Source organism: Bombilactobacillus sp. ESL1092, from assembly GCF_058107465.1.
The window spans coordinates 1816870-1842800 of record NZ_CM176594.1 but is presented as its reverse complement, the minus strand read 5'-3'; the positions used below and the strand labels follow the sequence as shown (position 1 = coordinate 1842800).

Sequence of the window (25931 nt, the reverse complement as noted above, 5' to 3'; positions counted from 1 at the left end):
TTAAATCTACCCACCAGAAATACATTTTTAGGTGTGACTTTATTTCTTATCTTTAATCTCATTACCATTTTCATCCAAATGCCAAATTTTACGTAATTGCTTCATGAATTTATCATGCTTTTTTTTAGACTCAACCGTAGGTTTACTATTATCAATAGCTTTCCATTCATTCGGATAGGCATTCCAGCGATCATCAGAATAAAGTTTCTTGTTAACCATTATATCTCCTCCAGAATTACAATTGGCTTATTATCATCAAGATATATATCAAGAACTTTAAATTTTGTTCCACGTTTAAATAGTACTTCCTGTTCACCATCATTATAACCTTTTAAATCTCTTCCGCTATGTGATTTTTTAATAATCATTCTAAGCACGTCATTTTTATCATACGTATCTTTACTAGCTGATATATAAGATTTAGGAGCATATACTTTATCGGTATATAACTGATTCAATAATTTATACATATCATCTTTATGCGTAAAATTAGGAAATGACCGTTTTAAAATTGTATTAGAACCATCAAATAATGGCAACTTGTCTAAAGCGCGATCTAAATTAGTAGTCCATTGCTTTTGTTCATCAGTTAATTCAATATCATTTCTCAAAGAATAATTTACGTAATAAGATTTAAATCCCTTGTAATCGTACAATGCTTTAAGCTCGTCATCATCTAAACCAACGGGGTTACGTTCATCAATTATCTTATCAGGTACATACGCTGCTTTAGAGCATCGACAATTGGCATGAACCGGAATACCTGGGGCCTTAGTTAACTTATAAATACCGTCATGAGCTTCACCAATTTCAACACATTGCGCGCAGGCAGTCGGTTCATAGACCCATTTTACATATTCAATCCCGTAACGTTTGAAACTATCATTTTGCGCTTGGTCTTGAACCCGAGCGGTTTCTGTCCGAGCTAATCTTTGCGCGACATACGTCGCATTTTTAACATTAGATTTCAGTTGATCCTTAATTTTACAAGCTAAATCATCAATGCTTAAACCTTGAATCAAACTTTGCGTTAGTAATGTATCTAATTTAGATTTTAATGCGTCATTATTCGCCCACAACCTTTGTGACCAAGTTGCCCCGTGAAAATCCGCATTAGCTACACTCTCAGCTTTATTTTTAACGTCCGTGACTTGATTGTGATAACCAAGAATACCCGACTGGCGTTTAACTTCCGCACGATAAGCATCGGTTAAATGGTCACCTAACTGTTGTTCAATATCTGAATTAGTCTTAACTAGTTCCAAACCAATCTCAGACTTCAAATACTCCAGCCGATTAATTTTCATAGTAGCGTTGTAAAGCTTTAATTTAGCATTGGCATAATCACTAAAGTCCTTAGCTTTAACCATCTTAGCCGCAGTCTTTTCAAATGACTTCACATCAAATTGTGATACACGCTTAATAGCTTCACTCATCGTAACGTGCTCCACGTTAGCATACTTGATATAGAACTCTTTAATTTGCTTATCAATTGAATTAATCATCTTTTGATATTGCTGTTCAATCTGCTGGGCAAACTCTTGATCATCAGCTAAGTTTTGATTAATCCAAGCTTTCTCGCGGTCTAACCAATAATCATTATTCTTCGTCATCGCTAGAATCTACTTTCGATGATTGAGTGAAGTCATAATTAGCCGGATTAGTGTTCAACGCGCTTAAAGTTTTATCTTTAACCTCGTCTTCCATCTGCTTAATTTCAGCCTTTGGGTCGTTGACAATTGATAAAACTGATAATTGGGTTTCTTTAGACACAATGCCTTCTAAAGTTTGTGCGGTATTGGCTTCATCACTAATATTCTTCGGTAAGTTTCGTGTGAATTTAAATACTAAGTCGTTCACTGGATCATTTGATTGATGAGTAACGGCATTCTTCACACGGCCAATTAAACTTGGAACCGCATTACCTTTTTCGTTAAACCAAATACGATACAAATTTCTTAATGAGTTAGTAAATTTGCGTTCCTTATTAGCAGCCAAACCACGCATGGCTTGCATTCTTAACTCAATGGCATAACCACTAGTTGCCGAACTTGCTCCCGAATCCAAGTTATTTAAATTGGTAACCATTGAAGTCGCAAATAACTTATCTTCCAAGCGATCAATTAAATGTTCTTGAGTCCCATCACCATTTGGACGTTCTAAGAACTTGGCATCAGCATCGGGGTCACTATTACTAAATACTCGCTGGTCCTTTAATTGAGCCAATGTTTTATCATCAAAATCGCCGCCTTTTAAAAACAAATATGCGTCGGCAATGGCTTCAACGTCATTTGCTTTTTGACTCACAGCACTATTAATTGCATTCATGATTGATTTAACCGAGTCAAAGGCCCCTTGACGTTCTTCATTTTCAATAAACTCAACCGCTGGCACACCATTAAACATATGAGTTCCGTTATCAATTAATTTAAAGTCATCATCGTACACCGAATAATTATTAGCATCATAAACCGTAGTCGTGGTTTGTTGATTAGCCACGACATAACGTACAAAATATAAGGGTTCTTGCGCCACGGTGTCATCGTAAATAATAAATGAACTTTGTGGACTTGAAACCGCAACTTTTGTCTGGGCATTCTCATCATGGTACAAAAAAAGATAGCTGCGACCGTAAATACTGGTCTGCTTAGCTATCTCATTTAATTTATCAGCAAATGAATTTGAATTGTTGAAGTCTTGCAATCTCTGATTAACTGAATCGTTGGTGCTAGTAATCTGTGGCGGTATGCCAATAAAGAACCCGTTAAAAATATCTACGATGTACTTTGCAAAATTGATTGTAATTCGATTATCAGGCTTATTTAAAGGTTTCGCAGGTTCATCTTGAATTGGGTAATGACCTTTATACATCTTAATGTTTTCGGTATAACCGCTATTAAGTGAACCTTGGTTCTGTTTAACAAAGCTCTTTAACTCTTGGCTAGTTAATGTTTGATCCCGCGGATAAATGAACAAATTATTATCCGTAATACTTCCAATTTCCATTAAAACACTTCCTTAAATTTGAACGTTATAAACTTTGAATTTAGCTGCTGCTTTCCCATTAATCTCTTCAACTGCGTAACGTGTCGCATCAATGACGTGGTTGTAACTGTCTATCGGCTTATTTAGGTACTCTCCTGTGCTTTTATCCTTTTGATAGGTATAATTGTCCAGTTCTTCAATCAGCTTCACACAACGGTCGTCTACGACCCATTTGAACTGTTGCAAGAATGAGACACCTTGAATGATTGAATCAGGACCTTTTTTTGCGGGCCTAATTCTATCTATTCCATCGCGGCGCATTTCTTCGATAGACTTCTTTTCAGCAGCATCTGCTGTGATAATTTCTTTTGAATAGCCAAGCTCTTTAATCACATCAGCCAGTTGATCATTCAGTAAACCACGCTTCGTGTATTCTTCAATTGCGTAAAGTATCTTATTTTGAGTATCTACTTTCACATGGATAAAAGCACTCGGGTCGTTAACGTAACCAAAGTCTAAACCAAACATCGAAGGCAAATCTTTGAGTTCCTTGGAGTACATATTTAAACGTCTAATTTCATAGTGCGGGAAAACTAATTTATCTAATGTGGCGAAGTCGCCTAAAGCGTAAATCTTGTAATACGCCGGATTAGTTTTCTCAAGGTCTTCAATGACCTGCCGGTTCTCTTTATCTAAGAACTTGTTGTCTCTATATGTTGATTGATAAATAGCAACCTTAGACTTGTCTATTACAACGTCTTCGGCAAAGAACTGTTTGTAGACCCAATTCAATTTGCTAACCGGATTGAACATTAAGAATATTTGCCGCTGCTTATGTTTCGGTTCACGTAGTCGCAAGGTTAATTGCGTGTAATCATCACGGTTAAACTCAGTGGCTTCTTCCATTACTACATCGGATAATCCTTTAATAGACTTAATCTTTTCAGGGTCATCTGTGCCTTTAAATAAAAATACGCTACCATTTGGTAACGTGATCGTGTAATCGGATTTATTAACTTTGCAAAATTGAATGATTTTAAAGTTGGACAAGCAATCCAGCACATCAGTAAAGATTGAATCTTTAATCGACCGTCCAACTTTACGTGTGAACAATATCTTGCGGGGATATTTCCAAGACATCAGTGCTTTTAATACTACTTTTTGCACCACGCCATGACTCTTACCGCTTGATGCACCACCGTACCATATTTCCGTGAAGTGAGAATAGTCTTGCAAATGGTCAAATATTTGGCGATTGAACACATTGGCTGGTTTGGGAAAGTTCAAGTTAATTGTCTTCATAACTATCGCCAACCCCAATGCTAATATTCAAATCACCATCAACTTGATGTTTTTCAACCCAAGTACCATATCGCTTACCTAAAAGTTCAGCTGCCTTAATTCGGTCTTTGCCACCAAGTGGCACGGTAATCACTTCGCCTTTATTAGTTACAACCTGTTCAGTAATCTCACCTTTTCGAACAGCAGTTAAAAATTCAAGCACATCTTTTTGACTATCAATCTTATCTGATTCTAGTTTTTTCAGCTTAGAGTTAATGTAGTCCTTGATATACGGTTTTTTAAGGTTCTCAGCACCCATTTGATAAGCAGTCTTTTCTGAATATCCAGCTTTCCTTGCAGCTTCACCTGCGTTGCCAGAGATAATATATTCATTAGCAAATTTCTGCTGTTTAACTGTCAATTTCATAACTTCATCAACTCACCACCTTAAATTGTTAATCCTTTAGCCTTTAATATTTTATTTGAACTAAGCAAGAAATAATAGTTAATGAAGCCCAAATAGCACTAATTACTTTTCCAAATATAATAGATAAAATTAAAAATATAAAGCTTAAAACTAATAATATACAATTAAAGTATTTCAATTATATTTCTCCTATGGCATTTAATATTTTATCGGCACTAACTTGGTCAATGTAATACGCTAATCGACCACCATTTAGCACCATACTAAAATAGCCATTATTCTCACCATTCAAAACTTCAATTACTGCTACTTGACTAGGTTCAACCATTGCTTCCACTGCAGTAGAAGCATCAACGACGTCATCACCATCATCAAAAACATCATATGTTGTAATCTTAATCATTTTATTTACCTAACAAAAAAGCCAGTCAATTAAATTGACCAGCTCTTAAATCTTTCGATACTACTAATATACGCCTAATAACTAGATATGGTAGTGATCAAATAGTGATGTGATAGTGAACAAATAGTGAACTAATTAATCTTACAAGCTTTAACGCCGTCAATATAAAGTTGAGTAACATAACGATAACTGTAGTTAAGTTCAGTAGATATTTCGTACAAGGTTAATCGTTCTAAAAAATACATATCAAGTACAGTAGCTTGCTTGGGATTTTTCAACTCATCAAAAATATCTTCAATCTGATTTCTTAGTTCAACTGCATATTTTAAATGGTTATTGATGCGTTTATTAGTTGATTCACTTTGAATCATTAAATCTTGTAAAGTAATTGCTTGTCCCCCTTTGGGCATTCCAGAAATTTGACCCGCACTGATTGAAATCTTACGGTCATCAATCCGTGCTAATTTTTCTTCAAGTCGATCTACCTTATCCATTGTTATTTGATACTGGAGTAAAAATTTCTTCTTACGTTTAAAAATTGGATCATTCACTAAATCACCTCTAATTTGTCGAAAATAACAAAATCCCAAAATCTTTTCCAACTTCTATATAACTACATACATAATCCCGTTATTACTATATATACTCTATATATATTCTTAAAAAGTAAAAAAAATATAGAGATAGTGTTAAAAAGATTATGTTAACCGTTGGGGCTCAGGGGGTTAGGTCTACAACAAAATCATCCCACAATCTTTTTTATAATATCATAAGATTACATCTGAGTCTTACGCCCCCAAGGGATTTACCCCACAACAAAAAGATAACAAAATCTTTTTTAGCGGTCGGACTTTTTGTTATTTTTAGCTTAAATCCGACAAACTGTTGTACTTTAAATTTTTAGTCAATTAACAAAATCTTTTTATGAAAGCGCATTCTGTTATCTTTTTGTTATACATTCTGGGATAAATCTCTTCCTATTTAATAGGTCCATTTTAATAGGTCCATTTTTTATACTTTTTTACTGAAGTCGAATCCTCATCTATTGATTTACGAATTGAGTTATCATTTTCTACCCAATGTTTAGCAAACACGATAAACATCCAAATAAATACAGCAGCAATTACAATTAGAATAATGACAAATATCACCGCCACCACCGATAATAAAATTCCTAGAAACAATGACCAGTTCATTTAAAAGGCTCCTCTCTCAAATTATTAATTGCTCGTTTAATTTTGTTCAAAACGATTTTTCGGTCTTGAACATTTTCAACAAAATCATACTTGTTTCCATCAATCTCAATTCGTGGGCTTGCATCGTAATCAGCAAACCACTGGTTATAGCGTTGATTTAATTCTTTATAATACTCATATAAAGTCTCATCGTATTCGATTTGCTCATAGTCGCGACCACGTTTTTCAATGCGTTCAAGCATCTTGTCGAAACTCACATGAATCCAAACTAGTAGATCTGGTGCTTTTTTATGAGCTGCGTAAGGCAGTTCTTGCATCATATTTTTCAATAAAGAATCATAGACTTCTACTTCTTGAAACGTACATCTACCTAAATCAGCATTAAGATGAAATAATAAACTGTCTTCATAGATTGAACGATCTAAAACATTATTATCGTCACTAAATGCTTGCTTGATTAAATCGAAACGTTGATTTAAAAAGTATATTTGAAGTAAGAACGCATAGCGCTTTGGTTCCTTATAAAACAACGGTAAAACTGGGTTGTTATCCACTGGTTCATAAAATGCTTTAGTGCCTAAATCTTCACTTAAATATTTGGCCAAGCTGGACTTGCCAGCACCAATAGTTCCTGCCATCACTATCACTGTCATTTTGCCCCCTCGTTTAATTTATTCATTTGTTTAGCAGCTTCTAAAGTCGTTGAACCAAAGTTTTCAAAATCGATTAATCTATCTAAATAGACACGTGCCTTTTTTAAGTCTTCAACACCATTTTTAGAATGATAGCGCGTCAAATACTTAAAAATGTTTCCTCTTAGAAAACCAACATATTGTTCATCGTTAAACATTAAATGCAAATGATCAATTAAATCTCGACCGTCATCTAACTTGTAATAGTTAGGTTTTAGATTAGACTTATTCCATTCTGTGCTCATCTTCATACTCCTTTGATTCTGTATCTGTAATCTCGTAATAACCCCACTCCAAAGCTTCATCGAATGCGTAGTTTTCGCACTCAGTCTCAACTTGTTTTTTAGTTAAATTATCTGGCAATTCAAGAATTCCAACTACATCGTCATCATCGTTATAGTGAAATCTTGAATCAGTTAGCCAAACCATATAGTTTTTACTCATTGAATGTTCTTCCTTCATCACCGTAATCGCTTCGATAATCTCTTTCTGGATCTTGCATATACATTTTCCTGAAAATTTCATCTGGAATAACCCAACGCTCACAAGATTCAGGGTCGGTAATAATCCAATCTCCCTCGTTAACCTTCACCATTCTTCTATTATCATCCCTAGTTGGTAGTAGCATTTCTAAAGGATCATAATGATTTTTTTGTATATGATAGAACTTTCGTACTACTTCACTATCGTCAAATCGCTCAGCTACGATAGGTTTGGGAACATAATATTCCTTTCCATCGTACATAATTCACTCTCCTTCCTTTTCTACCAACTCAGCGAATGGCTTGAATTGCGGGAAATGTTCTTCAATCTCGTCCATGGTAAATTGAGTCCTGTCATCGCCCCAATGCGTCTCATCATCAATTGACCAATTCAAAGAATCCCACGGATTCTCATGAGAAACATTCAAATAGCTGTCACTATCATCTTTGAGAAAGTGAATATAATATTTTTTCTCTTTATTAACTTTCCAGCCAAATTGATAGGCAGCAAGAAAATCCATAAAATTATAGTAAGAATGGTTAATCCATTGAACAGCCTTTACACATTGAGTAGGTGGTGCACCTAACCAGTGAACCATTCGTTCAGCTTCTGAGCAATTTGAATTTAATTCCCTCATAGGATCGAGTAAAAAACTTAAAAATTTAGCAATATAATCTGGCACCTCGATTGGCTCTGGTTTTGCATCAATCGTCACTTCAAATTCTGATTGTGTCTTTTTATCTGTATCAGCTAAATGTTTGGCTAATTCTTCAGCCCACCCTCTAGTTTCGCGATAGGCTTCAAACGTATCTTCATTAGATAGTGCAAACTTATGGTCTAAGTCATTAAATTTAAGCTCCATCTTAGAAGCTAATTCGTTAAAATCAATTTTTACTTTCATTTCTGTACCTCCTCATAGGTTTTTTTAAAAATCTGATTCTGAATTATCCAGTGTTCACCTTCTACGCCTGTGGCAATCCAATTTCCCTCGTAAACCTTCATATTGCCCTCTGGCGTTGCTAAATAGCTTGGAGTGAATACAGGATTGTCACATTGGATATGGTATTTTTCTCGCATTTCTTTTGATCCATTAAATTGCTCGGCTTGAATAGTTGCAATCTTTCGGTAGGTTTTAATCATTTTTACCCTCCAACAATTCAGGGTTTTCAAAAATATTGCCAATAACCTCACCATACTGAGTTAACAAATCCCAGCGAATACCGGTATCAATATCACCATATTTAACGTCATAATGAACCACTTGCAAAAGATACCTTTCGCCATAAATAGGGGCGTGATAGTTAATAATATCTCCAACATAAATATCCTGTTCTTTGCAATCCTTGCAACCGGTATATTGCAGTAATTCAAAATTAGTTGTAGTCATTGATTGACCATTAAAATAATAACCAACCACAGTAGGATCAAATCCATCCCAATCAATATTGTGAACTTGTCCCATCTGTTGTTTATCTTTGTCCCAAACCCGAAAGTTTAGGTTTAAAACATCAAATTGCTTTTCCATTTCTACATCTCCTACAATCCAACTATGAAATATCGTTTGTGATCACTGCGTTGCTTCTGCTTGCTATCAAAATCAAACTTTTCAATTAACTCTTTATTGAAGATTTTCTTGCCGGTGACGTTACTGGCTTTAATTCCGCTCTCTTTACACCAGCTAACAAATTCAGAATATAAGTCACTGCTGGCTTTACTCAATAAATACTCAGCGCTAATATCTTGATCGTCTACCCAACTTAGAACTGTTGAATTATCGGTCTTATACTCGTTCATCATCTCTTGAACTTTAGTCGGTCGTGTAAATTCACCGTTAGCCATCAACCGTTGCGCACCAGCTAATGCGATATTCAAAAGATAACTCATAGCGTTATCGGTCGTTAGTTTATCTTCGATGTTCGGGTCAAAACCAGGATCATCAGCACTAAACTTAGCGTTAAAAGGTATGAACATTAACCGACTGTAAAACCCGTCTGTTTTGTCATAACTACGCGGTATCTGATTAGCTGAAAATATCATTTTTGCATAAGGTTCAAGCTCAAATGGTCGCTCACCTTTTCGCTCAACCATGATTGAATCACCAGTGAATATTTTCTTGATTGTGCCAGTTTCTTTCATGGGTATGTTGTTAATATCATCACCAATGTTCGCCAACTTATGTTCCAATTCAGCAGTGGCAAACCGATCAGTTAACTTATCTAAACCAATGGTCGAGTAATTTCTTCTGCCCAGAAAGTTTTTAATCATATCAAGAACGGTAGATTTACCATTGCGTCCGTTACCAACGAACATGAAACCGGCACGATAGCGGTTATTTTTGATTAAGCAATAGCCAAGGATTTCTTCAAATAAAGCTCGTATCTCATCATCATTTTCAAAGACATTTTTTAACATCTGATCGACCGACTGGTCATAGGCGTCTCGGTTGTACGTTACGGGAATTCGGTCAAACTCAATTGCATTAGGCGTAAAGTCCAATAGTTCACCAGTTCGAACATCTAGCCGTGTGTTATTTAAATTGATAATATACGGGTTCACTTTAATATCGGCTTGATTTTTGTGTGTTTCAATTCGGATATAGGCTAGGACTTCGGCCCGTTGGTTCTGCTTAATCGACGGGAACATATCAATCATTTTGCGTTCGACAATTTTGTCATCTTGCTGATAGTAGCCCTCGTCGTAAACATACAGTTGATTATTGGTAGTGACGATATGATATTGCTTGATTAGCTCATTACCAAAGTCATTGTGTTTGAAACCGCCACTAATCTTTTTTGGCTGCCTTTCAACTTCATCATCGGGCTTAAAAGCTTCGTCACGAAGAATCATTCTTAACTCTGAATCTGGTAATGGATCATTAAACACGTAGTCGTTAATCACTTCAATAGTTGGTTTAATCTCATCTTTTTTGAAGCTCTGTCCTTGCAAAAATACAATGTAGCTATAAAGTTGTTGATTTCTGCCATCGCCATCAACCATGCCTTTAAAATTAAACTTATCGTTCGGCGCGGATACTGGTTTTAAAAAGGCTGGCACTTCATCTAAATCTTTGAGTGGTACATTTTTAACGACTTTGCGTTTAACGCCATCTTTTTTGAGAACTACATACGCTCGTCGATCCTTATTAGTTCCACTTCGGCAATCTGAAACTAAACCGCAAGCCAATCGTGCTTTAACAAAATTCTTAAATGGCTCATTAGCTTTGAACCAGAAATGATAGCCTCGCTTAGTTTTGTAAACTCGGGTTTTTAGTCCTAGCCCAACTACTATTTGAAGCATTAGTTCAGCATCATCGGTGGTATCAAAATCTAAAACTATAAAGCCTTTCGGTACTACCACGGCATAATTATCGTAATCTTTAACTTCAGCAGCCGTTTTAGTTTCTGTCTTTTGTTTCCATTTGTGAGCTGGTCTTTTTTTATCGTTGAGAATAATAAACTCCAACGCATCAGCCCCCTAACCTTTGAATGATTGATTTAAATTCTTCAATTGAACGTGGCGTATAATGCTTACCACCACTAGCTAAAATTCGTTTTCTGTGAATCACTTGATCGGGTTGCATCTGGTTAGTTCCCACTTTTAACTCAAATGCCACGAATTGACCATTGATACAAGCTAGAATATCAGGCGTACCTTTTCCCGTTCGTCCCGATCCGTAAACATTCACGCAGTAGATATGCTTTGACTTTAGATACTTCAAGCACTTGGTTTGAAGCGCTGCTTCACGACCCATTACAGATCGTCCAAATCATCTAAATCATCATCGTCATCAGGCTCTTCAGTAGTTGGTGTTGCCGATTCACTACCAAATCCGGTAGCACTTTTCATACTTTCAAGCTGGATATTTACATACGGTTTACCAGTTTTTTCATTAATTTGATCAGACTCTACATGTTTTACATCTGCTTCTAAATATTTGCCAACCAAATCTTCAGTATCAGCTTCACCTGCGCCCCACTTGTTCAGCAATGTGCCAACCCAGAAACTCCAAGCCTTTTGGGCACCTTCGTTTAATTTGCCATTATTAGTCGTTAAACTGAACCGTTCAATATGCTTGTGACCATCTTGGGTTACAAGATTAATTGCTAACTTACCAAACTCTTCATATTTTGAGTCATCGACTGATTCAACTTGAAAAATATAATGACCTTCTGGAATTAATCCGTGTCCAACTGCTACTGTGTCAATTTTTACCATTTTAAATACTCTCCTTTAGTTAATACCTACAATTTCTTTAGCTTCTTCTAACGACTCACAAAGCCACAACTGATTTTTCTTTTCGTTATATTTATGTTCAATAGCAGCCTTATCCGACTCATATTTTTTATATTCAGAACTTTCAAAATCAAACATATCATTATCCCAAAAATCATAAACTGATATTGAATTGCGGTAAAAACGCGGCAATAAAACATTTCGTCCAATAACTAATTTATTTAACTTATTACTCAAATCATTGTGTTTAATTACAATCTTTTGAATATCAATACCTAAGTCTAAATACCAGTGTGTAATGAACTTATATTTTTCTTCATCTGAATTTGGATATGGATCATGCAAAGAATTAATCTCTTCTTGACATTGTTTATCCAAAATGACTTGCAATGCTTCGACTCGTTTAGCACCTAAAATTGATAATTTACCCATAACAACTAATCCTCCTTAACCTTTTCACGTAACGTGTAACTCTCACTGGTCTTGCTGTAATCATCAAACAGACCATCAGCTTTTAACTTCTTGGTATCTACTGTATGCCGAACCGACTTGGTTACATCGAAATTAAAATGTTCACTCTCAAAATGGCTGTACTTTGAGTCGCCCTTGAATTGAGCTATCGTTTTAGTCTTAATAGCATCTTTTAACGCTTTTTGCCGATCTATTAACGGTTGAACATTTTCCATCGCAGAATCTATTTTCAACTGGTTAGTGTCATATTCATCTAGCAGCTCATCTAATTCGCCATCAGTCTGAACATCAACCGTCCTTAGTGCTTTTAACGGTTCAGCATCGTGATTCTCATCAAAATTAGGACTAATTCCAGTAACGACATATTTTTTCCAAAATTGAATGACTTTGTCGACATAATCACGCTTAAAGTGTGGGTATTCTCTTGCTAAACTGAACGGATAAATCTTTGTATTTTGTGCATTAGCTACAAATTTTTCTGGGTGGTCGTAATCCTTTGGTTCCAAAAATGTTCCCGTTACATAAAACTGATCTAATCCACTTAAATAGGTGTACAGCGCAGCTTGCAATTTGTAATATTCTGGAACACCATCTATCCAATCTTCAGCCCGTTTAGTCGTCTTAATTTCAAGAATGTAATCTTCGCCGGTTTCGTCATCGTGTCCTAAGCCATCCCACATGCCACCTAAAATCTTTTTCTCTTTGAAGAAATCACCATACGTTTTACGAAAAGCTGAACCCGCTGTGCCATCGCCAAACACATCATCCGGATTATCAACATCCCAAAACAGTTTGTTCCTTAAATAATCTTCTCGGATTTTGGGTTCAATCACCTTGCCTGCGCGGGTGTATTGATTCTCAGTAAATGGTTCTTCCCATGTTCTAGTTAACGCGCACCAAATTTGAAATGGTGTTGTCCAGCTATTGAGTCCCAGAACACCAGCAAATCTCGTCGCCGTAATCTTTTTAAACCTTTTTGGAATTGTATCTAAAACAATCCTGTTTGTATCAAAATGATACTTATTTTTTGTACTCATTTTTACTCAGCCACCTTTGCACCAATCTTTTCTAGCAAGTGCTCGCCTTGGCTCTGTGTTAAGCCGCCTTTAATTTTTTCTTTTGCCTTTCCAATGAACACTTCATAGTTGCCGTCTTTGGCTCGTAACTTTTTAAGTCCCTTAATTGCGGCTTTCTTAATAGAGTCATCCATTGGACCATCAGCGTTAGTAATCTTCTCTTTGTCTGATTTCCGTTCGGTTGAAGTTGCCGGTTTTTTAGCAACTGGCTTAGTTTCAACCTTAGTTGATTTCTTAACATCATCAGCTGGTTTATCAGCGTCGATTGAATCGTGCTCAACGACATCAAATAATAAGAAATACAAGTACCGTCGTTGGTAAGTCTCAACTGCTCCCATGGCTTGAATAGCGTTCATACCTTTTACAGTGAGTTCAACCATTGGTGACGTAAAATCTTCAAAGTCAACGCTCTTAATCACGCCATTCTCATCACGTACAATGCTATCTTGATCAATCAACCGTAACTTAGCTTGTTCACTGGTAAATGTAATATTAGCGGTCAAATGATACTTAGCTAAAATTTGATTGCATAATGGTACTAAATCTTCAAGTTCAAAATACTCATATTCGGCATAGTTATTTTTCCCTGATTTTTTAATCTCACTTTGCAAAAACTCTAACCGTGCTTGAGTCAATTTTTGATAGATGTTTAATTTAGAAATCTCATCTACTTTTTTACTCGCCTTTTTAACTGGCGTTGTTTTAGTTGCTACCATCTTATTAATTCCTTTCTTACCTAAATAGTCTTGAATCCGTTTATTAGCCAATTCAATATAGAACCCTTTATCAATCTGATTAATATCAATTGAATTAGTGTTATCAATTTCACAGTGCTCCGGTAGATTAGCCAGTTTATCGCGCCGACCATCTTGTTTAATCTTGAATAGTGAACCCTTAGACTCATCATTTGAGGCGTAAACTCTGTTAACTTTCTGAACTTCAACATCATAACCATCAACCACTTGGACCGTTTTTAAATATGTTGAACCCGTCTTTGCAATCATTTGAAAGTCATTCGGATTATTGTCATCCAAAATAGTCTGCTTCGGATCATCACCTTTAATGAAGTAATTAACCAGTGCCTTGTTCAAAACCACCAATGACTTATTTTCAAAGCTTCCACCCTTGAAAAGTGAGACATAACCGCCCTTGGTTTTTACTACGTTATGGTCCTCATCAATTACTACTTTTTTACCGTTCTCGTAAATGTAGGACTCACCTTTAGTCATCACATAATTGTTGACATCTTTTTGAGCTATCACTTTCATTACTGTGCGTTCCATGTTCATGCCCGTACGGGCTTCCCACTCATGCAACGCGGCTTCAATCTCAGGTTCAACACCATTTTTAAAACGAATAATAATGCCATCAGTGTTAGTTTGAATTAACTCAAAACTCTCAATATCTTGCAGCTTATCAATCAAATCAGTTAACAGTAGTTGACCATTAACACATATGGCGTTCGCCTGTCGTGGATCAAACAACGGGTTATAGTGATTTTTCGAAGCGCCGTACGTGGTATTTAAAACTAACTTCAATGCCTTAGCCGTAGAACTGTCACCACTATTTTTAGCAGCTATCCTTTGGTCGTAAACTTCTTTGAACAACTCAGGATTAGGAACATTGCGTGAAAGATACTGATACTTAATCATTAGACTGGGGTAATAGCTCGATACGTCGCACGTTAGAATTTTGTGTTCATCATCGGCTTGCACAAAATAATTCTTAACCGCACCATGCAATCCGCCCCAAGCGTAAGTGTGTGACACACCAGCGACTTTCAAATCTAAACTGGTTTGATAAATATTAGTTAATTCTTTTAACTGCCGTTCAATTGACCGCTTACTACGCTTTGATTTAGTAGCCGTTAACTTAGCTTTTAAACGTTGCTTGGTAAATTCAACGGGCTGTTTAAAAAACTCTAGAACGTCCTTATAACGCCCAATTTGCAAGTTCTCGTTAATCGGATAATCAAACTCATCTGTGTGATTTTGCGGTTCGGCATCTAAATACAAAGCCGTTAGCTTCGCATTGGTTAAACTCAACGCTAATCGTGGTTCTATGCCTTTTAACTTAGCTAAAGTCAATTTAGCTTCTAAATACTTTTTGCGTTCGTTAAACAGTCGAACCGTGTTTAGAACATCACTCTTGCAATACTTAATTTCTAGCTTTAACTCTTGATCAGTTAACTTACGCTCGATATCAAATGCGACACCAGTTTCAACAATTGACTGATTTAAATTAGCTTCAATAGCTTTCAAAGATAAATTAATTGGCAAATCATCTCTTAAATCACTGCTAAAGAATGGTTTAGATTGATATTGAATAAATGGAAACTCCCACGGGTTTTTGCCACCGATAATCCAGTCATTGTGTTCTTTAATGACTTTATTTGAAGCCCCGTTTAACATTGAAAGAATAATGTAGTCATCGTAGTGCTTATTATTAAAACCCACGAAAATACGATTATCTTTCTTAGTAAATAGTTGTTTAATAGCTTTCAAATCATTGTGGATTACTTGAGTTTGCTCGGATGATAAATCGTGAATTACTACTAGCCAATCGGCTTTAAAAACTTCAATATCGTAGATTAAATACTTAATTTCACTCATTGAATCAGTCCGCTAGCCCATAAAACACACACCACGATTATTCCAAAATACCAAGTAAAGAACGTGGCAAGTTTTGAGTGCGGTTTAACGCCGAAAAAGTAACAAACATGTTCGTAAATCTCTTCCATTATGGCTATCCTTTCCGTTTGTAGAATCCTTTTTGATAATGGTCAATCGTTTCTACAAACAATTTTTCACTAAAGTCCTCAAAATTAGAAAGTGCCTTGTAAATCTGCTGTTCAACAGTGCCCTTAGTGATGAAATGTATATAAGAACACTTGTTTTTTTGACCACTGCGATGCGTTCGATCCCGACTCTGTTCTAACGTGGTGCTTCTCAATGTTGGCTCAAAGTAAATTGTTGTATCTGCGGCGTAAAGGTCAATTCCTGCCGAACCGCTTTGATATTGAACTACTATTACTTGAATAGATTGATCACTCTGAAATTTGCGCCAAATTAATTTATCTTTTTGCTCACCATCAAGCCGTACATATTTGATTTTTCGTTTAGTCAACAGCTTACAAATTGCTTCTATCGAATAACTAAATTCAGCAAATATTACTAACTTCTTGCCAAATCCCTCAAGAAAGTCATCCAAAGCTTGCAGTTTGTTTGACTTCAATTTATGAAGTTCAAATTCATTGTCGGTAATAAACCCAGAACATATTTGCCGCAATTTCAGCATTCGACTCAACGGGTTATCAGCAATAATCTCTAGCTTACTGATTACCGAATCTTTGGCCATTTGCTTGTAATTAGTCTTCTCAGCCAACTCAATCGGTAAAATCTCATCTGGTAATTTTTCAGGAAGGTCTAAACACTCGGCTTTAGTAATCCGATAAGAATATTCATCAATTACCTCTTGCAAATCGCTAACATTATGATATTTGAAAGGCTGCCAATATTGATTTAGTAATGCGTACTTGTCCAACCAGTCGTAATAACTACCAAATATTTCTGAATGAATCCGCCCCTTAACCACTTTCGGTTTTAAAAAAGTAAACTGGGACCAAATATTTTCTAATTGACCATTACTGATAGGAGTACCAGTCAAGATATACCGGTAAGTGCTTTGCGTAGCTAAATGCAGTAAGAACTTAGCACGTTGAGAAGTTCGATTTTTGATGAAATGCGACTCATCCAAAACTATTACGTCCCAATAGCGGTCCATCTTTGATTTCTGCGACTTGCGCCACACCCGATCGTAATTGATTAATGTTACATGTTTATTGAGAATTAACTGTTCATCTCGTGTAAATAGTTCAATATCTCTCTCCCACGCACCTAACGCCGACTTGGGTGCAACAATCAAACAGTTCTTAGCTCGTCCATTTTTCAATAGTTCTAAGACTCTAACCAAAGTGGGAACTGTCTTCCCAGTGCCTTGTTCCATAAATAATGCAAACTGATCATTTAACCGCAAGTAAGTTAACGCTAACTTTTGATGCTGATATAATTTCAGTGACATAGCACTCTTAACATCTTTTCACCGTGAGCATCAACATACTTTTTAAACTCATCTCTCAAAAAGTAATATTGACTGCCCTGCGACCAATACATCACGCAACCGCCATGATCAACGTCTAGTTCCTTTTTAATATCAGGATCGTAAATTATTTTTAAAAAATTGTCTCGTGAAAGTCCCATATAATCTCGGGCTTGTTTCAATGACCACAGAACTGGCTGATTATCAACCGCTTCTCGCAATTCTTTATATTCACGTTTAGAAATAATGACCTTGTCTGCTGGGATAGTAATTTGCACATCACTTAAATTAATTTGTTGCACTGTTCGGTCAATTTCATCAATTTCGACCATTTAAATCACCAACTTACTTTTTATATTTACGACTTCTCAACCAACTTTTTAAATCTAGAATTTGATTGATAGCAGCTGATAACACCCAGAGAATAAAGAACAAAATTAATAAAATCCCTGAAATGTGTATCATCAAGTGATTATTAATCAATAAACCAATCAAGCTCAAGGCAATTGAAAACAGCAATAAATCCATTCCTAACCAATCTAAAAAATTCACTTTAATCCCCTTTCGAATATTCCCCGTAATAACTACCACGCTCATAGCTTTTAACTTCGCGTAAATTAGCTTCCATAAACTCATCACATTCACGCTTACTAATCTTTCGAATACCGCCAATAGTAATGACCTTTAATCCATGAGCCATGAAATAGTAAAGCGTTTGATAACTGCCAATTCCTAAATATTTCATAGCCTGTTTATAATTCATATAGTTAGATTCAATCATTCTTTAAATTCATCCCCCACTGTTTGTAATTCAATGCATCCTGCAAAGTTAGTTCAGTAGGTTCTCTAAACCAATCTAATTCCAAATAACAAGTACCATATGGTCTATTTTCAAGTTCGTAAATTAACCATTCGATATGATCTAAAAACTTAGTAATATCACCTTGAGGTAATTTCAATTAGTCTCATCTCTTTTGCTATAATCACCAATAGAAAGGTGGTGATTTAAATGTTACGCGATAGATATTTTCAACTTTATAAATTAGTTCTAAAAATTGTATCTGATAAAAATCCATCAAATGCCAATGAATTAATTCAATACATGCAAACTGAAGATTTAATAACTTCAATTTTAAAAAGTGGTATATCTGGTACTAATCTTGGTAAAGAAGTAATACAAATTCTTCAAAACCTAATAGATGATGAATTGATTAAAGGTAATTACACAATGACAAAAGATGGTACTCTTTATTTAATCCAAGGGTTAACAACTAACGGATATACATTTTTAGAACAATCCAAAAAATCAAAATTTAAAGACAAACTATTTAACATTTTAAAAAATGATGGATTACCACTAACTGCTTCTAGTTTGTCTAAAGCTTTCTTCAAGCTTATTCTTTAGTAACCTTTTTATAAGACTTAGCCATAAAACTAACAGTTACTACTGTTTGATTATTGCTAAGTTTTTCTGTTTTAACTGAATCCTGTAAAACAAAATTCAACGGTTTTTTGCCATCTACATAAAAATCATCTGGTGTTTCAATTACTTCTTGAAACTCAGGAAGATTAACCTTATCTTTTGGATCAAAGGAATATCCTTTAAAGTTCATACTTAACTCTCCTTATTCAGTTTTCAAAGAACGAAAAATCTTTAAACTAATTCTTCAATTGTTGGATAAATGTTGTCTGCCTTGAGCAAGTCATAAATGAACTTACGACCTTTTTGCGTCCATTTAAGATTGTTGTGCATTCCTTGCTGTCCGCTATCTTTTTCAAAAGCAAACGGTTCATACTGCGTGTAACCTTGACTGCAATATTTCTGATACGGCACCCAATGCTTACCTTGTTTAAAAATCACACCACGCTCGTGTAACTCTTTATTCAATCGCCGTGCCGACCACCCGTAATCCTTAGCAATTTCGGTAGTAGTCATCAGCCCCGGATTACGCATTTGTGAATCGTAATACTCAACCTTAGGTTTCTGTTTATGAATAATCGCATCTTTTTCATTTAACTGATCAGCTGCTTCTTGTAACAAATTAGCTAATGCCTCACGATTATGCGTGATGTTAAAAGCTGTTTCATCCGTTAAATAAGAACCATGTTGCCTAATAGATGGTAAAACTTCTGAGGTTACCCAGTGTTTAAATCTTTTAGCGGTTGGCAATTGACTAGACATAATAAGTGAATACAAACCACTTTCATTTATTACTGTTTTATCCGAAAAATCATTGTTTGACCAAAGTCCCAAATTAGGACAAGCCTTATAGAACAACGTTTCTTGGTCTTCTAAATCTACTAAATCTTTAATTGCTTTTTGCGGACGTGCATAACCTAATATAGAAGCAACATCTTTGCCAACAAAATATGGTTCATCATTGATTACCATTGTTCTAACTTCATGACTATCAAAAACAAATAATTCGATATCACCATTCATTTAGCCAACCTCCTTAGCTTTGTTCAAAATAAATTGACTTGTAACACCTAGATAATCTGCTACCAATTGCAATTTATCCGCTCCAGGCATTTGATTATTCCATTTACAAATTGAGCCATTAGAAATATCTACATTACGTTCAATTCGCGAAATTGAAACATTCTGCTGATCTGCCAGTGTTCTAATAACGCTATAAAGCTTCATTTCTTTACTCCTTTCTTAGATTTTTTACTTAGAAATAAGAATGAGCTATTGACTTTTCACTGAATATAATCTAAATTAGAAGCATAATAAATAAACAGAAGCGGGCAACTTCCTTATTTGTTACTACTAATAATAGTACATTGGTATTTCTTTGATATTTTTTGTACCCTTTTATTTGAGTACACTTGAATAATATCATCGATTATATGCCGTGTCAATTAAAATATTAGAAAATGTGCGGTGAATTATTGATGAATACTTTATATCTGCGAATTAAAGAACTTGCTTTAGAAAAAAAAGTATCACTAGCCCAAATAGAAAGAGATTTAAATTTAGGTAATGGTACTATTTCTAATTGGAAAACCAAAAAAGCCAGTTCAGACAAGGTGGTGAAGTTAGCTAATTACTTTCATACATCAACTGATTATCTATTAGGATTGACCAAGAATAGATTCTCATTGAGCGACGATGAAGAAAAAGATGTTGGTCAATTAGTAGATGACCTGTTAAATGGTGTAGCTACTGATGCGTCGGTTAATTTCTATGGCGAACCAATGACTAAAGAACAAAAGTTATCCATGCGTGCAGCTTTAAAAACTGCTGTTGAGATAGCTAAGATTGAATCTAAAAAGGACGATTTGCAAGATCATAAATTATAAACGGATGTGAGTTTTGGGTGAATAAAGTTACTAAATTAGTTCGAAAAGTAGTTAATGACTACGAAACTAATAATCCATTTGATATTATTAAAGGTATAGGAGGTAAATTGGATTTCCAGAATTATGATACTTGTAATCTCGGAACAACTTTTCACGGCTACAATAATAAGATAGTAGTCTTGATTAACACAGCTGTTCCTGAGTCTCAACAAACATTTGTTGCAGCGCATGAGCTGGGACATATTGTAAGCGGTACCCGTGAATCAGTACCCTTTTTAAGGGAGCATATGTATGGCATTGGTGTTTCTGACGATGAAGCTAATGCCAATCGCTTTGCTTTTCAATTGTTAATGTACAATTATGAGCCAAACGAATGCACCACCATTTACAATATTTTAGACTTTTTCCACTTGCCATATCATATGGCTAACTATATGGATTTTTTGTTTGACCCAACAAAATAACAAAATCCCAGAATCTTTTGTATTTTCTATATAATACCTTTTAACATAATCTTTATATATTACTCTATATATTATTCTTAAAAGTAAAAGAAAATATAGAGATTGTGGTACAACATTCTGTTATCGTTGGTCTAATAGGCTTTTGCTATCCCAGAATGTATCCCACAATCATAACAGAATCCCAGAATCTTTTTGAAATTAATTTGATTTTCAAAATAACTCAGTGAAATTATTTGTTAGCTTTCGAACTAAAACGAAAAATTTAGACTTTTTGTTATGATTTTGGGATAGATTTCGGGATAAAATTAAAGCATCTTGAGAGGTGAATAATTTTAAATGTTTGAAAGCTGGAAAAAAGAACAAGCTGAAATAAAAGACTTTAGCAAAGAATTAGGTCCTAGTTGGAGTAATATAACAACTCCTGAAATTGGTTTTCTCAAAAATACATTATTTAATAACGAACAAGTAATTAACATTATTAGATGTTCTATTCAAAATTTTGATGATAGAAGCAAAGGTATTTTAGCATTAACTAATATGCGAGTTATAGCTATGAAAAAAGGCAAGGGAATAAACTTAGAGGAATTGTTTTTACCATTAAATCGAATTCAAAGTGTTCAATCAAAAGATGGTACAGGTTCCAAAATAGTAATTAATTCAATTGGATGCCAATTTATAGCTACTAATGTGGTTGCTGGAAGTAATATGGCACAACAAATTATTGCTAGAATACTATAAAATTACTTGAAGGGAGTGTGATACGTATTGAATTTCATTATAGGTGTAATAACCCTTAGTCTAATGGCGGTTATTTTGGGCGGTTTGTCTGGGGACTTCTCCTCGAAAAGTACAGTAACTCTTTACCATAGTAAGTTAAATGACAAAAATTACAAAAATATAATATTAACTAAACCTGATGTAAAGTCTGATAATACTCTCTATAGAATTAGGGTCAAATCAGATAGTCAAAATTTAACGAAATTTTTATCCTCTGATTTTATTTTATATAATTACAAAGAAAAAGGCGGTGGTGAAAACATTATGGAGGTTCACCCTGCTGAAGATATTATCAAGCCAAAGCATGGTGTGAGTAGATCTATCGTAGGTGGTGTAATTGCGGGAGCGCCTGGAGCTATTGTAGGTGCAGCCACGTCAAAACAAAAAGTTAAACATAAAGATGCATTAACAATATCAAGTCATACACCACCTATTGTTATTTTAACTTTTCAAAATATTCAAAATGGATTATTAATTGATCTTCAATGTAACTTCAATACTATGAATCAGTATCACCATTTAGAAAAGTTTGTCGGCAATCCTAATAACTTTAGTGATATTTAAGTAAGAGAATAGTAAAAATGATTAAAGATATATTTATCAAAAATCAAAATAAGACAAAATAAAAAAGCCATATCTCTCAACTTTGGCGGGTCGAAGATATGACTTAAAAGGAAATGAAGCAGCGTCTAAGGTTAGTAGACACGCTCTTTGTGTATTTTAACATAAAAATGGAGGTAATAACATGGCTCAAATTTATAAACGCAATAATAAGTGGGCGTTTAAAGTATCTTGGTATGACCAAGAAAAAAAGCGCCATTGGTCTAGTAAATCAGGATTTAACACGAAACGAGAAGCAACTGCTGCTGCCACTAAGGTTGAAAATAAGAAAGTAACCATCGGGTTATCCAATCAAGAAAATATTAGCCTAACCGATTACTATCAAAATTGGATAGAAACCTATAAACTTGGGAGAATCAAGCATGGTACAGAATTACCATATATTCGTACGGGCAAATATTTAGAAGACTGGTTTGGTGATACACCTCTTAAAAATGTTACGCGTAGCGAATATCAGAAATTTATTGATCATTACGCTGCTACCCACGTCCGTGAGGTTACCGTTAGGTTAAATAGCTTTGTCCGTAAATCAGTTCAATATGCTATTGATGATGGAATTATTTATAAGGATTTTACGCTTGATGTAAATATACCAGCTGGTAAAAAATCAAAGTCCTCTTCACTTAAATATTTAGAACTTGATGAAGCTGAAAAATTGAAAAAATCATGTATTGAAAAAGCCAATTTTAACGGCGTTAATTACTATTTAATTCTCGCTGGTCTACTAACTGGTGCAAGAATTGGAGAACTATTGGCATTAAGTTGGGATAATATTGATTTTAAGAACAAAACTATTCAAATTAAACACTCATTTGATTATCAATTTACGCATCAAGTATCTGATACCAAAACTGAATCATCAAAGCGAACGATTATTGTTGACGATGAATTACTAAAAATGTTGGCCCAATTAAAAGCCGAACAAGCCACCTACTTTTTAAGTACAGGTTATCGGGATCATGAAAATCTAGTTTTTAGAAATAAGTTATTTAAAATATCTAGTCCAATGGCGGCTAATAAATTACTTCATAAGTTATTAATTGAAATTAACGCTAAAAATCAAATTAGCTTTCACGGCTTGCGCCACACGCATGCTTCAATTTTAATTGCCAAAGGCGTAAGTATTGATTATATTGCCGAGCGCTTAGGTCATTCAACACCGCGAACTACTTTAAATGTTTACTCACATCTGCTTGATTCACGTCGAAAAGCCGATGATACCAAGGTTACACAAATTCTTAAAAATCTTTAATAAAGTTCACCGTTTTGTTCTCTAAGAACAAATGTTCTCCGATTTGTTCACTAATTTTTCGTTCTATTTCATATGTATATTCAACTAAAAATGTTGATTTAATAACATTTAATACTTAATCGTTTATATTCTGTAAGTAAATTTGCGATAAAATCAATATAACAACTATCTAAAACCGATTTTTTATAATCTAATTTTAATTTAGCTACTAATACCAATCAACGAGATCATCATCGATGTAGTATAATTGCACTCCCTGCGGGATTTTCAATAAATCAGGAGTCGCAAACTCTACGACAATTAAAGTTAAATTTAACTCATTAATTAATTGATTTATTTCAGATAGCTCCTGTAATTCTAAGTAATTAGCGAGGTTACAGATTACAGGAATTGTTTTCAGATGACACATCTCATGAATTTTTAAAACAGTCTTTATTATAGCACACGGATCAAGTAATATTTTTTGATCCAGATGTAGTTCCACCATTTTTAATAACTTTTTGAGATCTTCATCAAAATTAATTTCTAATGGCAAATCTTCTAGTAACAATGAATCTTGCAAAATTGTTTCCAAATTATGAAAAGCGGTTAATATTTTGTTGCGATTAATTTCATCTAAATTATCCATGTAGCTTTTAACTATCTGCGTTAGATATTTTTTAGTAACATCACCACTTAATAATGGATCCCCGATGAAATCAAAAGTTTTAGGAATTTCTAACTGATCATATTGATCATTAGTACAAAGCAGCAGTTCATTTTGATTTTGAAAACCTTGAACTATATCACGATAGGCAATGGGACTATTAGTGACAATCATTTTTAAACCATTATTCTGCCACTGCCATTGCTTATGCGTTAAATAAGACAAAATCATAAAATCACCGTCCGATCCGAAGTGTTTCGAACATCTGTTAATGGTTTCCCTACCAGAAAATGCATATCATTATATTGCTTCTCTGTCACCATTAATGACTGCACAACTCCGCCTTGCGGTAGAAAGTTTCGCACCCGATTTTCCAAAAAAGTGGCCGTTTGGCGTGTTACACAAACACGTTCATAAACAGAATATTGAATCATTAAAAATCCTTCGTTAATTAATTTTTTCCGAAATTGGCGATATTCTCTTTTTTCTGCTGCTGTTTCCATGGGTAAATCAAACATTATCATTAAGCGCATTATTCGGTACCTCATCTGTCACACTCATTTCCATCTTAATTTCATCAATCTCACCACTTAAATACTTCAAACAATCACGTGTATAAATGGTGATGGCATTCTTTAATAGCGTTGTTTTGCCGTTGTAAATTACTTCCAGACTCAACAATTCTACTAATCCGTATTTAATATCTGGTGTAAACTCAGTGATCTGATCATGAGCTTTCATCCAATAGTCCACCAATGGTCGAAAAGGTTCCATCAAATCTGAACCCAGATTAAATTCATTTTCATCCGAATGATGATGAATACCAAAGTAAGTTAAATAACCGTTCACTGCAATCTACCGATCAAAACTAGCCAACAATATTCCGTAGCCATAATTTAATGCAGCATTAATCGCGTCGAAGCTCCGACGCACAAAATGTTGACCAAATAATGCCATAAAATATTTACGAGCGACTACCGCTTCCCGATTAGTTATATCGTCCAGTTCTAAAGCATCTAATTCGGTCTGTAACTCATGCGAGTCGATTTGATAATTATCTAAAACTGCAATTTGATTTCTAATTTTCCAATTAACAATTTTTGTCCACAAAATTTGCCGTCGCTGCTCCGGCCAAGTAAATTGCTGTTGTAATTTTTGTAAACTCCGACTACCAGGATAATAATCCATCGTTTCCGTTACTGGTTGATAATGATCATCAACAAAAATAACTTTTGTTTGATTTTGGGCCAGCTTACTAATTAACGCACTCGTTATCACCGCCTGTGAAGTGGAGACTAACAATAACTGAATATCAGCAATGGGAATTTGATTAATTCCGTCACGTGTTTGGACAATCATCATATTCATTGAGTACGTCAATTTTGCATGTTGAGTAATAATTACTGAACGCCACGCCATATTTCAATTTCTCCTTGTCTTTTAATTTTATTAATGCTATATTTATCTTGTTGGGTAGCTCCCAACAATAAATCTCATTGATCTAACAACTATAGTTTAAA

General features: G+C 34.8%; 37 protein-coding genes and 1 pseudogene. 6 read left to right on the top strand and 32 right to left on the bottom strand.

Annotated features, from left to right (window positions below):
- Positions 1-39: 39 nt before the first annotated feature.
- From AC3B6Y_RS08830 to AC3B6Y_RS08705, 26 genes are all read right to left on the bottom strand, one after another.
- On the bottom strand, positions 40-219 hold the full coding sequence (locus AC3B6Y_RS08830; protein WP_489791034.1) for a hypothetical protein: 180 nt from the start codon (positions 217-219) through the stop codon (positions 40-42).
- On the bottom strand, positions 219-1613 hold the full coding sequence (locus AC3B6Y_RS08825) for a minor capsid protein (protein WP_489791033.1): 1395 nt from the start codon (positions 1611-1613) through the stop codon (positions 219-221). The genes AC3B6Y_RS08830 and AC3B6Y_RS08825 overlap by 1 nt, the downstream gene beginning before the upstream one ends.
- Positions 1600-3006 carry a phage portal protein gene (locus AC3B6Y_RS08820; RefSeq protein ID WP_489791032.1) on the bottom strand — a complete coding sequence of 469 codons (1407 nt, stop codon included), beginning with the start codon at positions 3004-3006 and terminating at the stop codon, positions 1600-1602. Before AC3B6Y_RS08820 ends, AC3B6Y_RS08825 begins: the two co-directional genes overlap by 14 nt.
- A 12-nt stretch (positions 3007-3018) precedes the next feature.
- Positions 3019-4287 carry a PBSX family phage terminase large subunit gene (locus tag AC3B6Y_RS08815; protein WP_489791031.1) on the bottom strand — a complete coding sequence of 423 codons (1269 nt, stop codon included), beginning with the start codon at positions 4285-4287 and terminating at the stop codon, positions 3019-3021.
- Positions 4274-4693, bottom strand: coding sequence for a terminase small subunit (locus AC3B6Y_RS08810; RefSeq protein ID WP_489791030.1), 420 nt, complete (start codon positions 4691-4693; stop codon positions 4274-4276). The genes AC3B6Y_RS08815 and AC3B6Y_RS08810 overlap by 14 nt, the downstream gene beginning before the upstream one ends.
- 178 nt (positions 4694-4871) lie before the next feature.
- A complete protein-coding gene (locus AC3B6Y_RS08805; protein ID WP_489791029.1) occupies positions 4872-5096 on the bottom strand; it encodes a hypothetical protein in 225 nt (74 codons plus the stop codon).
- Positions 5097-5227: 131 nt separating this feature from the next.
- The gene (locus tag AC3B6Y_RS08800) at positions 5228-5647 is read right to left on the bottom strand and encodes a DUF1492 domain-containing protein (RefSeq protein ID WP_489791028.1); all 420 of its coding nucleotides are present in this window, start codon (positions 5645-5647) and stop codon (positions 5228-5230) included.
- Between the two features lie 444 nt (positions 5648-6091).
- Positions 6092-6292, bottom strand: a complete 201-nt coding sequence (locus AC3B6Y_RS08795; RefSeq protein ID WP_489791027.1) for a hypothetical protein — start codon at positions 6290-6292, stop codon at positions 6092-6094.
- On the bottom strand, positions 6289-6945 hold the full coding sequence (locus AC3B6Y_RS08790; protein WP_489791026.1) for a deoxynucleoside kinase: 657 nt from the start codon (positions 6943-6945) through the stop codon (positions 6289-6291). The genes AC3B6Y_RS08795 and AC3B6Y_RS08790 overlap by 4 nt, the downstream gene beginning before the upstream one ends.
- Positions 6942-7229 carry a DUF3310 domain-containing protein gene (locus AC3B6Y_RS08785; protein ID WP_489791025.1) on the bottom strand — a complete coding sequence of 96 codons (288 nt, stop codon included), beginning with the start codon at positions 7227-7229 and terminating at the stop codon, positions 6942-6944. Before AC3B6Y_RS08785 ends, AC3B6Y_RS08790 begins: the two co-directional genes overlap by 4 nt.
- The gene (locus AC3B6Y_RS08780) at positions 7210-7428 is read right to left on the bottom strand and encodes a hypothetical protein (RefSeq protein WP_489791024.1); all 219 of its coding nucleotides are present in this window, start codon (positions 7426-7428) and stop codon (positions 7210-7212) included. The genes AC3B6Y_RS08785 and AC3B6Y_RS08780 overlap by 20 nt, the downstream gene beginning before the upstream one ends.
- A complete protein-coding gene (locus AC3B6Y_RS08775) occupies positions 7421-7729 on the bottom strand; it encodes a hypothetical protein (RefSeq protein WP_489791023.1) in 309 nt (102 codons plus the stop codon). The genes AC3B6Y_RS08780 and AC3B6Y_RS08775 overlap by 8 nt, the downstream gene beginning before the upstream one ends.
- 3 nt (positions 7730-7732) lie before the next feature.
- On the bottom strand, positions 7733-8368 hold the full coding sequence (locus AC3B6Y_RS08770) for a DUF1642 domain-containing protein (RefSeq protein WP_489791022.1): 636 nt from the start codon (positions 8366-8368) through the stop codon (positions 7733-7735).
- A complete protein-coding gene (locus AC3B6Y_RS08765; protein WP_489791021.1) occupies positions 8365-8607 on the bottom strand; it encodes a hypothetical protein in 243 nt (80 codons plus the stop codon). The genes AC3B6Y_RS08770 and AC3B6Y_RS08765 overlap by 4 nt, the downstream gene beginning before the upstream one ends.
- Positions 8600-8992 (bottom strand): YopX family protein, encoded by a 393-nt coding sequence (locus AC3B6Y_RS08760; RefSeq protein WP_489791020.1) that lies wholly within the window; start codon positions 8990-8992, stop codon positions 8600-8602. Before AC3B6Y_RS08760 ends, AC3B6Y_RS08765 begins: the two co-directional genes overlap by 8 nt.
- A gap of 11 nt (positions 8993-9003) precedes the next feature.
- Positions 9004-10929, bottom strand: coding sequence for a phage/plasmid primase, P4 family (locus tag AC3B6Y_RS08755; RefSeq protein ID WP_489791019.1), 1926 nt, complete (start codon positions 10927-10929; stop codon positions 9004-9006).
- 4 nt (positions 10930-10933) lie between these two features.
- Positions 10934-11152: a hypothetical protein gene (locus AC3B6Y_RS08750; RefSeq protein ID WP_489791018.1), complete on the bottom strand. Its 219-nt coding sequence runs from the start codon at positions 11150-11152 to the stop codon at positions 10934-10936.
- Between the two features lie 65 nt (positions 11153-11217).
- Positions 11218-11682: a hypothetical protein gene (locus tag AC3B6Y_RS08745; protein ID WP_489791017.1), complete on the bottom strand. Its 465-nt coding sequence runs from the start codon at positions 11680-11682 to the stop codon at positions 11218-11220.
- A 15-nt stretch (positions 11683-11697) separates the two neighbouring features.
- Entirely contained in the window at positions 11698-12132 is a 435-nt protein-coding gene (locus AC3B6Y_RS08740; RefSeq protein WP_489791016.1) for a hypothetical protein, read from the bottom strand.
- Between the two features lie 5 nt (positions 12133-12137).
- Positions 12138-13208 carry a YqaJ viral recombinase family protein gene (locus AC3B6Y_RS08735; protein ID WP_489791015.1) on the bottom strand — a complete coding sequence of 357 codons (1071 nt, stop codon included), beginning with the start codon at positions 13206-13208 and terminating at the stop codon, positions 12138-12140.
- Positions 13209-13210: 2 nt separating this feature from the next.
- Positions 13211-15859, bottom strand: coding sequence for an ERF family protein (locus tag AC3B6Y_RS08730; protein ID WP_489791014.1), 2649 nt, complete (start codon positions 15857-15859; stop codon positions 13211-13213).
- Positions 15860-15992: 133 nt separating this feature from the next.
- Positions 15993-17327, bottom strand: a complete 1335-nt coding sequence (locus AC3B6Y_RS08725) for a DEAD/DEAH box helicase (protein ID WP_489791013.1) — start codon at positions 17325-17327, stop codon at positions 15993-15995.
- Positions 17318-17677, bottom strand: a complete 360-nt coding sequence (locus AC3B6Y_RS08720) for a DUF771 domain-containing protein (RefSeq protein ID WP_489791012.1) — start codon at positions 17675-17677, stop codon at positions 17318-17320. The genes AC3B6Y_RS08725 and AC3B6Y_RS08720 overlap by 10 nt, the downstream gene beginning before the upstream one ends.
- 13 nt (positions 17678-17690) lie before the next feature.
- On the bottom strand, positions 17691-17897 hold the full coding sequence (locus tag AC3B6Y_RS08715; RefSeq protein ID WP_489791011.1) for a hypothetical protein: 207 nt from the start codon (positions 17895-17897) through the stop codon (positions 17691-17693).
- Between the two features lies 1 nt (position 17898).
- A complete protein-coding gene (locus AC3B6Y_RS08710) occupies positions 17899-18108 on the bottom strand; it encodes a DNA-binding protein (RefSeq protein WP_489791010.1) in 210 nt (69 codons plus the stop codon).
- Between the two features lie 10 nt (positions 18109-18118).
- Complete coding sequence (locus tag AC3B6Y_RS08705; RefSeq protein ID WP_489791009.1) at positions 18119-18304, bottom strand: hypothetical protein; 186 nt, start codon at positions 18302-18304, stop codon at positions 18119-18121.
- Positions 18305-18354: 50 nt separating this feature from the next.
- On the opposite strand from AC3B6Y_RS08705, the gene AC3B6Y_RS08700 reads away from it, so the two are divergent.
- Entirely contained in the window at positions 18355-18750 is a 396-nt protein-coding gene (locus tag AC3B6Y_RS08700) for a hypothetical protein (RefSeq protein WP_489791008.1), read from the top strand.
- Here the strand turns inward: AC3B6Y_RS08700 and AC3B6Y_RS08695 are convergent.
- Genes AC3B6Y_RS08695 through AC3B6Y_RS08685 form a run of 3 tightly spaced genes read right to left on the bottom strand, consistent with a single transcriptional unit; the run spans position 18740 to position 19992 of the window.
- Complete coding sequence (locus tag AC3B6Y_RS08695; RefSeq protein WP_489791007.1) at positions 18740-18958, bottom strand: hypothetical protein; 219 nt, start codon at positions 18956-18958, stop codon at positions 18740-18742. The two genes, AC3B6Y_RS08700 and AC3B6Y_RS08695, sit on opposite strands and share 11 nt — an antisense overlap.
- Positions 18959-18999: 41 nt before the next feature.
- Positions 19000-19788 (bottom strand): phage antirepressor, encoded by a 789-nt coding sequence (locus AC3B6Y_RS08690; RefSeq protein WP_489791006.1) that lies wholly within the window; start codon positions 19786-19788, stop codon positions 19000-19002.
- Positions 19789-19992: a helix-turn-helix domain-containing protein gene (locus AC3B6Y_RS08685; protein ID WP_489791005.1), complete on the bottom strand. Its 204-nt coding sequence runs from the start codon at positions 19990-19992 to the stop codon at positions 19789-19791.
- 251 nt (positions 19993-20243) lie between these two features.
- Here AC3B6Y_RS08685 and AC3B6Y_RS08680 point away from each other — a divergent pair, with 251 nt between their 5' ends.
- From AC3B6Y_RS08680 to AC3B6Y_RS08660, 5 genes are all read left to right on the top strand, one after another.
- The gene (locus tag AC3B6Y_RS08680; protein ID WP_489791004.1) at positions 20244-20651 is read left to right on the top strand and encodes a helix-turn-helix domain-containing protein; all 408 of its coding nucleotides are present in this window, start codon (positions 20244-20246) and stop codon (positions 20649-20651) included.
- 107 nt (positions 20652-20758) lie between these two features.
- Positions 20759-21115 carry an ImmA/IrrE family metallo-endopeptidase gene (locus tag AC3B6Y_RS08675; RefSeq protein WP_489791003.1) on the top strand — a complete coding sequence of 119 codons (357 nt, stop codon included), beginning with the start codon at positions 20759-20761 and terminating at the stop codon, positions 21113-21115.
- A 336-nt stretch (positions 21116-21451) separates the two neighbouring features.
- Positions 21452-21853: a PH domain-containing protein gene (locus AC3B6Y_RS08670; RefSeq protein ID WP_489791002.1), complete on the top strand. Its 402-nt coding sequence runs from the start codon at positions 21452-21454 to the stop codon at positions 21851-21853.
- 63 nt (positions 21854-21916) lie between these two features.
- Positions 21917-22456 carry a hypothetical protein gene (locus AC3B6Y_RS08665; protein WP_489791001.1) on the top strand — a complete coding sequence of 180 codons (540 nt, stop codon included), beginning with the start codon at positions 21917-21919 and terminating at the stop codon, positions 22454-22456.
- A gap of 181 nt (positions 22457-22637) precedes the next feature.
- Complete coding sequence (locus tag AC3B6Y_RS08660) at positions 22638-23765, top strand: site-specific integrase (protein WP_489791000.1); 1128 nt, start codon at positions 22638-22640, stop codon at positions 23763-23765.
- Between the two features lie 208 nt (positions 23766-23973).
- Here the strand turns inward: AC3B6Y_RS08660 and csn2 are convergent, their stop codons facing one another.
- The 3 genes and pseudogenes from csn2 to cas1 form a co-directional block, all read right to left on the bottom strand.
- Positions 23974-24642 carry a type II-A CRISPR-associated protein Csn2 gene (gene csn2 / locus AC3B6Y_RS08655; RefSeq protein WP_489775554.1) on the bottom strand — a complete coding sequence of 223 codons (669 nt, stop codon included), beginning with the start codon at positions 24640-24642 and terminating at the stop codon, positions 23974-23976.
- The gene (cas2, locus tag AC3B6Y_RS08650) at positions 24639-24944 is read right to left on the bottom strand and encodes a CRISPR-associated endonuclease Cas2 (RefSeq protein ID WP_489757658.1); all 306 of its coding nucleotides are present in this window, start codon (positions 24942-24944) and stop codon (positions 24639-24641) included. Before cas2 ends, csn2 begins: the two co-directional genes overlap by 4 nt.
- A pseudogene (gene cas1, locus AC3B6Y_RS08645) lies at positions 24922-25830 on the bottom strand (type II CRISPR-associated endonuclease Cas1). The gene cas2 and the pseudogene cas1 overlap by 23 nt, the downstream one beginning before the upstream one ends.
- Positions 25831-25931: the final 101 nt, after the last annotated feature.

Coding starts and splice junctions, on each gene's coding strand:
- AC3B6Y_RS08810 (WP_489791030.1), bottom strand. CDS start 4,693: ATGAAATTGACAGTTAAACAGCAGAAATTTGCTAATGAATATATTATC.
- AC3B6Y_RS08690 (WP_489791006.1), bottom strand. CDS start 19,788: ATGAATGGTGATATCGAATTATTTGTTTTTGATAGTCATGAAGTTAGA.
- AC3B6Y_RS08725 (WP_489791013.1), bottom strand. CDS start 17,327: ATGTCACTGAAATTATATCAGCATCAAAAGTTAGCGTTAACTTACTTG.
- AC3B6Y_RS08825 (WP_489791033.1), bottom strand. CDS start 1,613: ATGACGAAGAATAATGATTATTGGTTAGACCGCGAGAAAGCTTGGATT.
- AC3B6Y_RS08775 (WP_489791023.1), bottom strand. CDS start 7,729: ATGTACGATGGAAAGGAATATTATGTTCCCAAACCTATCGTAGCTGAG.
- AC3B6Y_RS08795 (WP_489791027.1), bottom strand. CDS start 6,292: ATGAACTGGTCATTGTTTCTAGGAATTTTATTATCGGTGGTGGCGGTG.
- AC3B6Y_RS08700 (WP_489791008.1), top strand. CDS start 18,355: ATGTTACGCGATAGATATTTTCAACTTTATAAATTAGTTCTAAAAATT.
- AC3B6Y_RS08735 (WP_489791015.1), bottom strand. CDS start 13,208: ATGAGTACAAAAAATAAGTATCATTTTGATACAAACAGGATTGTTTTA.
- AC3B6Y_RS08665 (WP_489791001.1), top strand. CDS start 21,917: ATGGCGGTTATTTTGGGCGGTTTGTCTGGGGACTTCTCCTCGAAAAGT.
- AC3B6Y_RS08765 (WP_489791021.1), bottom strand. CDS start 8,607: ATGATTAAAACCTACCGAAAGATTGCAACTATTCAAGCCGAGCAATTT.
- AC3B6Y_RS08710 (WP_489791010.1), bottom strand. CDS start 18,108: ATGAATTATAAACAGGCTATGAAATATTTAGGAATTGGCAGTTATCAA.
- AC3B6Y_RS08660 (WP_489791000.1), top strand. CDS start 22,638: ATGGCTCAAATTTATAAACGCAATAATAAGTGGGCGTTTAAAGTATCT.
- AC3B6Y_RS08745 (WP_489791017.1), bottom strand. CDS start 11,682: ATGGTAAAAATTGACACAGTAGCAGTTGGACACGGATTAATTCCAGAA.
- AC3B6Y_RS08720 (WP_489791012.1), bottom strand. CDS start 17,677: ATGGTCGAAATTGATGAAATTGACCGAACAGTGCAACAAATTAATTTA.
- AC3B6Y_RS08780 (WP_489791024.1), bottom strand. CDS start 7,428: ATGAGTAAAAACTATATGGTTTGGCTAACTGATTCAAGATTTCACTAT.
- AC3B6Y_RS08730 (WP_489791014.1), bottom strand. CDS start 15,859: ATGAGTGAAATTAAGTATTTAATCTACGATATTGAAGTTTTTAAAGCC.
- AC3B6Y_RS08685 (WP_489791005.1), bottom strand. CDS start 19,992: ATGAAGCTTTATAGCGTTATTAGAACACTGGCAGATCAGCAGAATGTT.
- AC3B6Y_RS08770 (WP_489791022.1), bottom strand. CDS start 8,368: ATGAAAGTAAAAATTGATTTTAACGAATTAGCTTCTAAGATGGAGCTT.
- AC3B6Y_RS08785 (WP_489791025.1), bottom strand. CDS start 7,229: ATGAGCACAGAATGGAATAAGTCTAATCTAAAACCTAACTATTACAAG.
- AC3B6Y_RS08740 (WP_489791016.1), bottom strand. CDS start 12,132: ATGGGTAAATTATCAATTTTAGGTGCTAAACGAGTCGAAGCATTGCAA.
- AC3B6Y_RS08830 (WP_489791034.1), bottom strand. CDS start 219: ATGGTTAACAAGAAACTTTATTCTGATGATCGCTGGAATGCCTATCCG.
- AC3B6Y_RS08790 (WP_489791026.1), bottom strand. CDS start 6,945: ATGACAGTGATAGTGATGGCAGGAACTATTGGTGCTGGCAAGTCCAGC.
- AC3B6Y_RS08805 (WP_489791029.1), bottom strand. CDS start 5,096: ATGATTAAGATTACAACATATGATGTTTTTGATGATGGTGATGACGTC.
- cas2 (WP_489757658.1), bottom strand. CDS start 24,944: ATGCGCTTAATGATAATGTTTGATTTACCCATGGAAACAGCAGCAGAA.
- AC3B6Y_RS08695 (WP_489791007.1), bottom strand. CDS start 18,958: ATGAACTTTAAAGGATATTCCTTTGATCCAAAAGATAAGGTTAATCTT.
- AC3B6Y_RS08820 (WP_489791032.1), bottom strand. CDS start 3,006: ATGGAAATTGGAAGTATTACGGATAATAATTTGTTCATTTATCCGCGG.
- AC3B6Y_RS08680 (WP_489791004.1), top strand. CDS start 20,244: ATGAATACTTTATATCTGCGAATTAAAGAACTTGCTTTAGAAAAAAAA.
- AC3B6Y_RS08670 (WP_489791002.1), top strand. CDS start 21,452: ATGTTTGAAAGCTGGAAAAAAGAACAAGCTGAAATAAAAGACTTTAGC.
- AC3B6Y_RS08815 (WP_489791031.1), bottom strand. CDS start 4,287: ATGAAGACAATTAACTTGAACTTTCCCAAACCAGCCAATGTGTTCAAT.
- AC3B6Y_RS08760 (WP_489791020.1), bottom strand. CDS start 8,992: ATGGAAAAGCAATTTGATGTTTTAAACCTAAACTTTCGGGTTTGGGAC.
- csn2 (WP_489775554.1), bottom strand. CDS start 24,642: ATGATTTTGTCTTATTTAACGCATAAGCAATGGCAGTGGCAGAATAAT.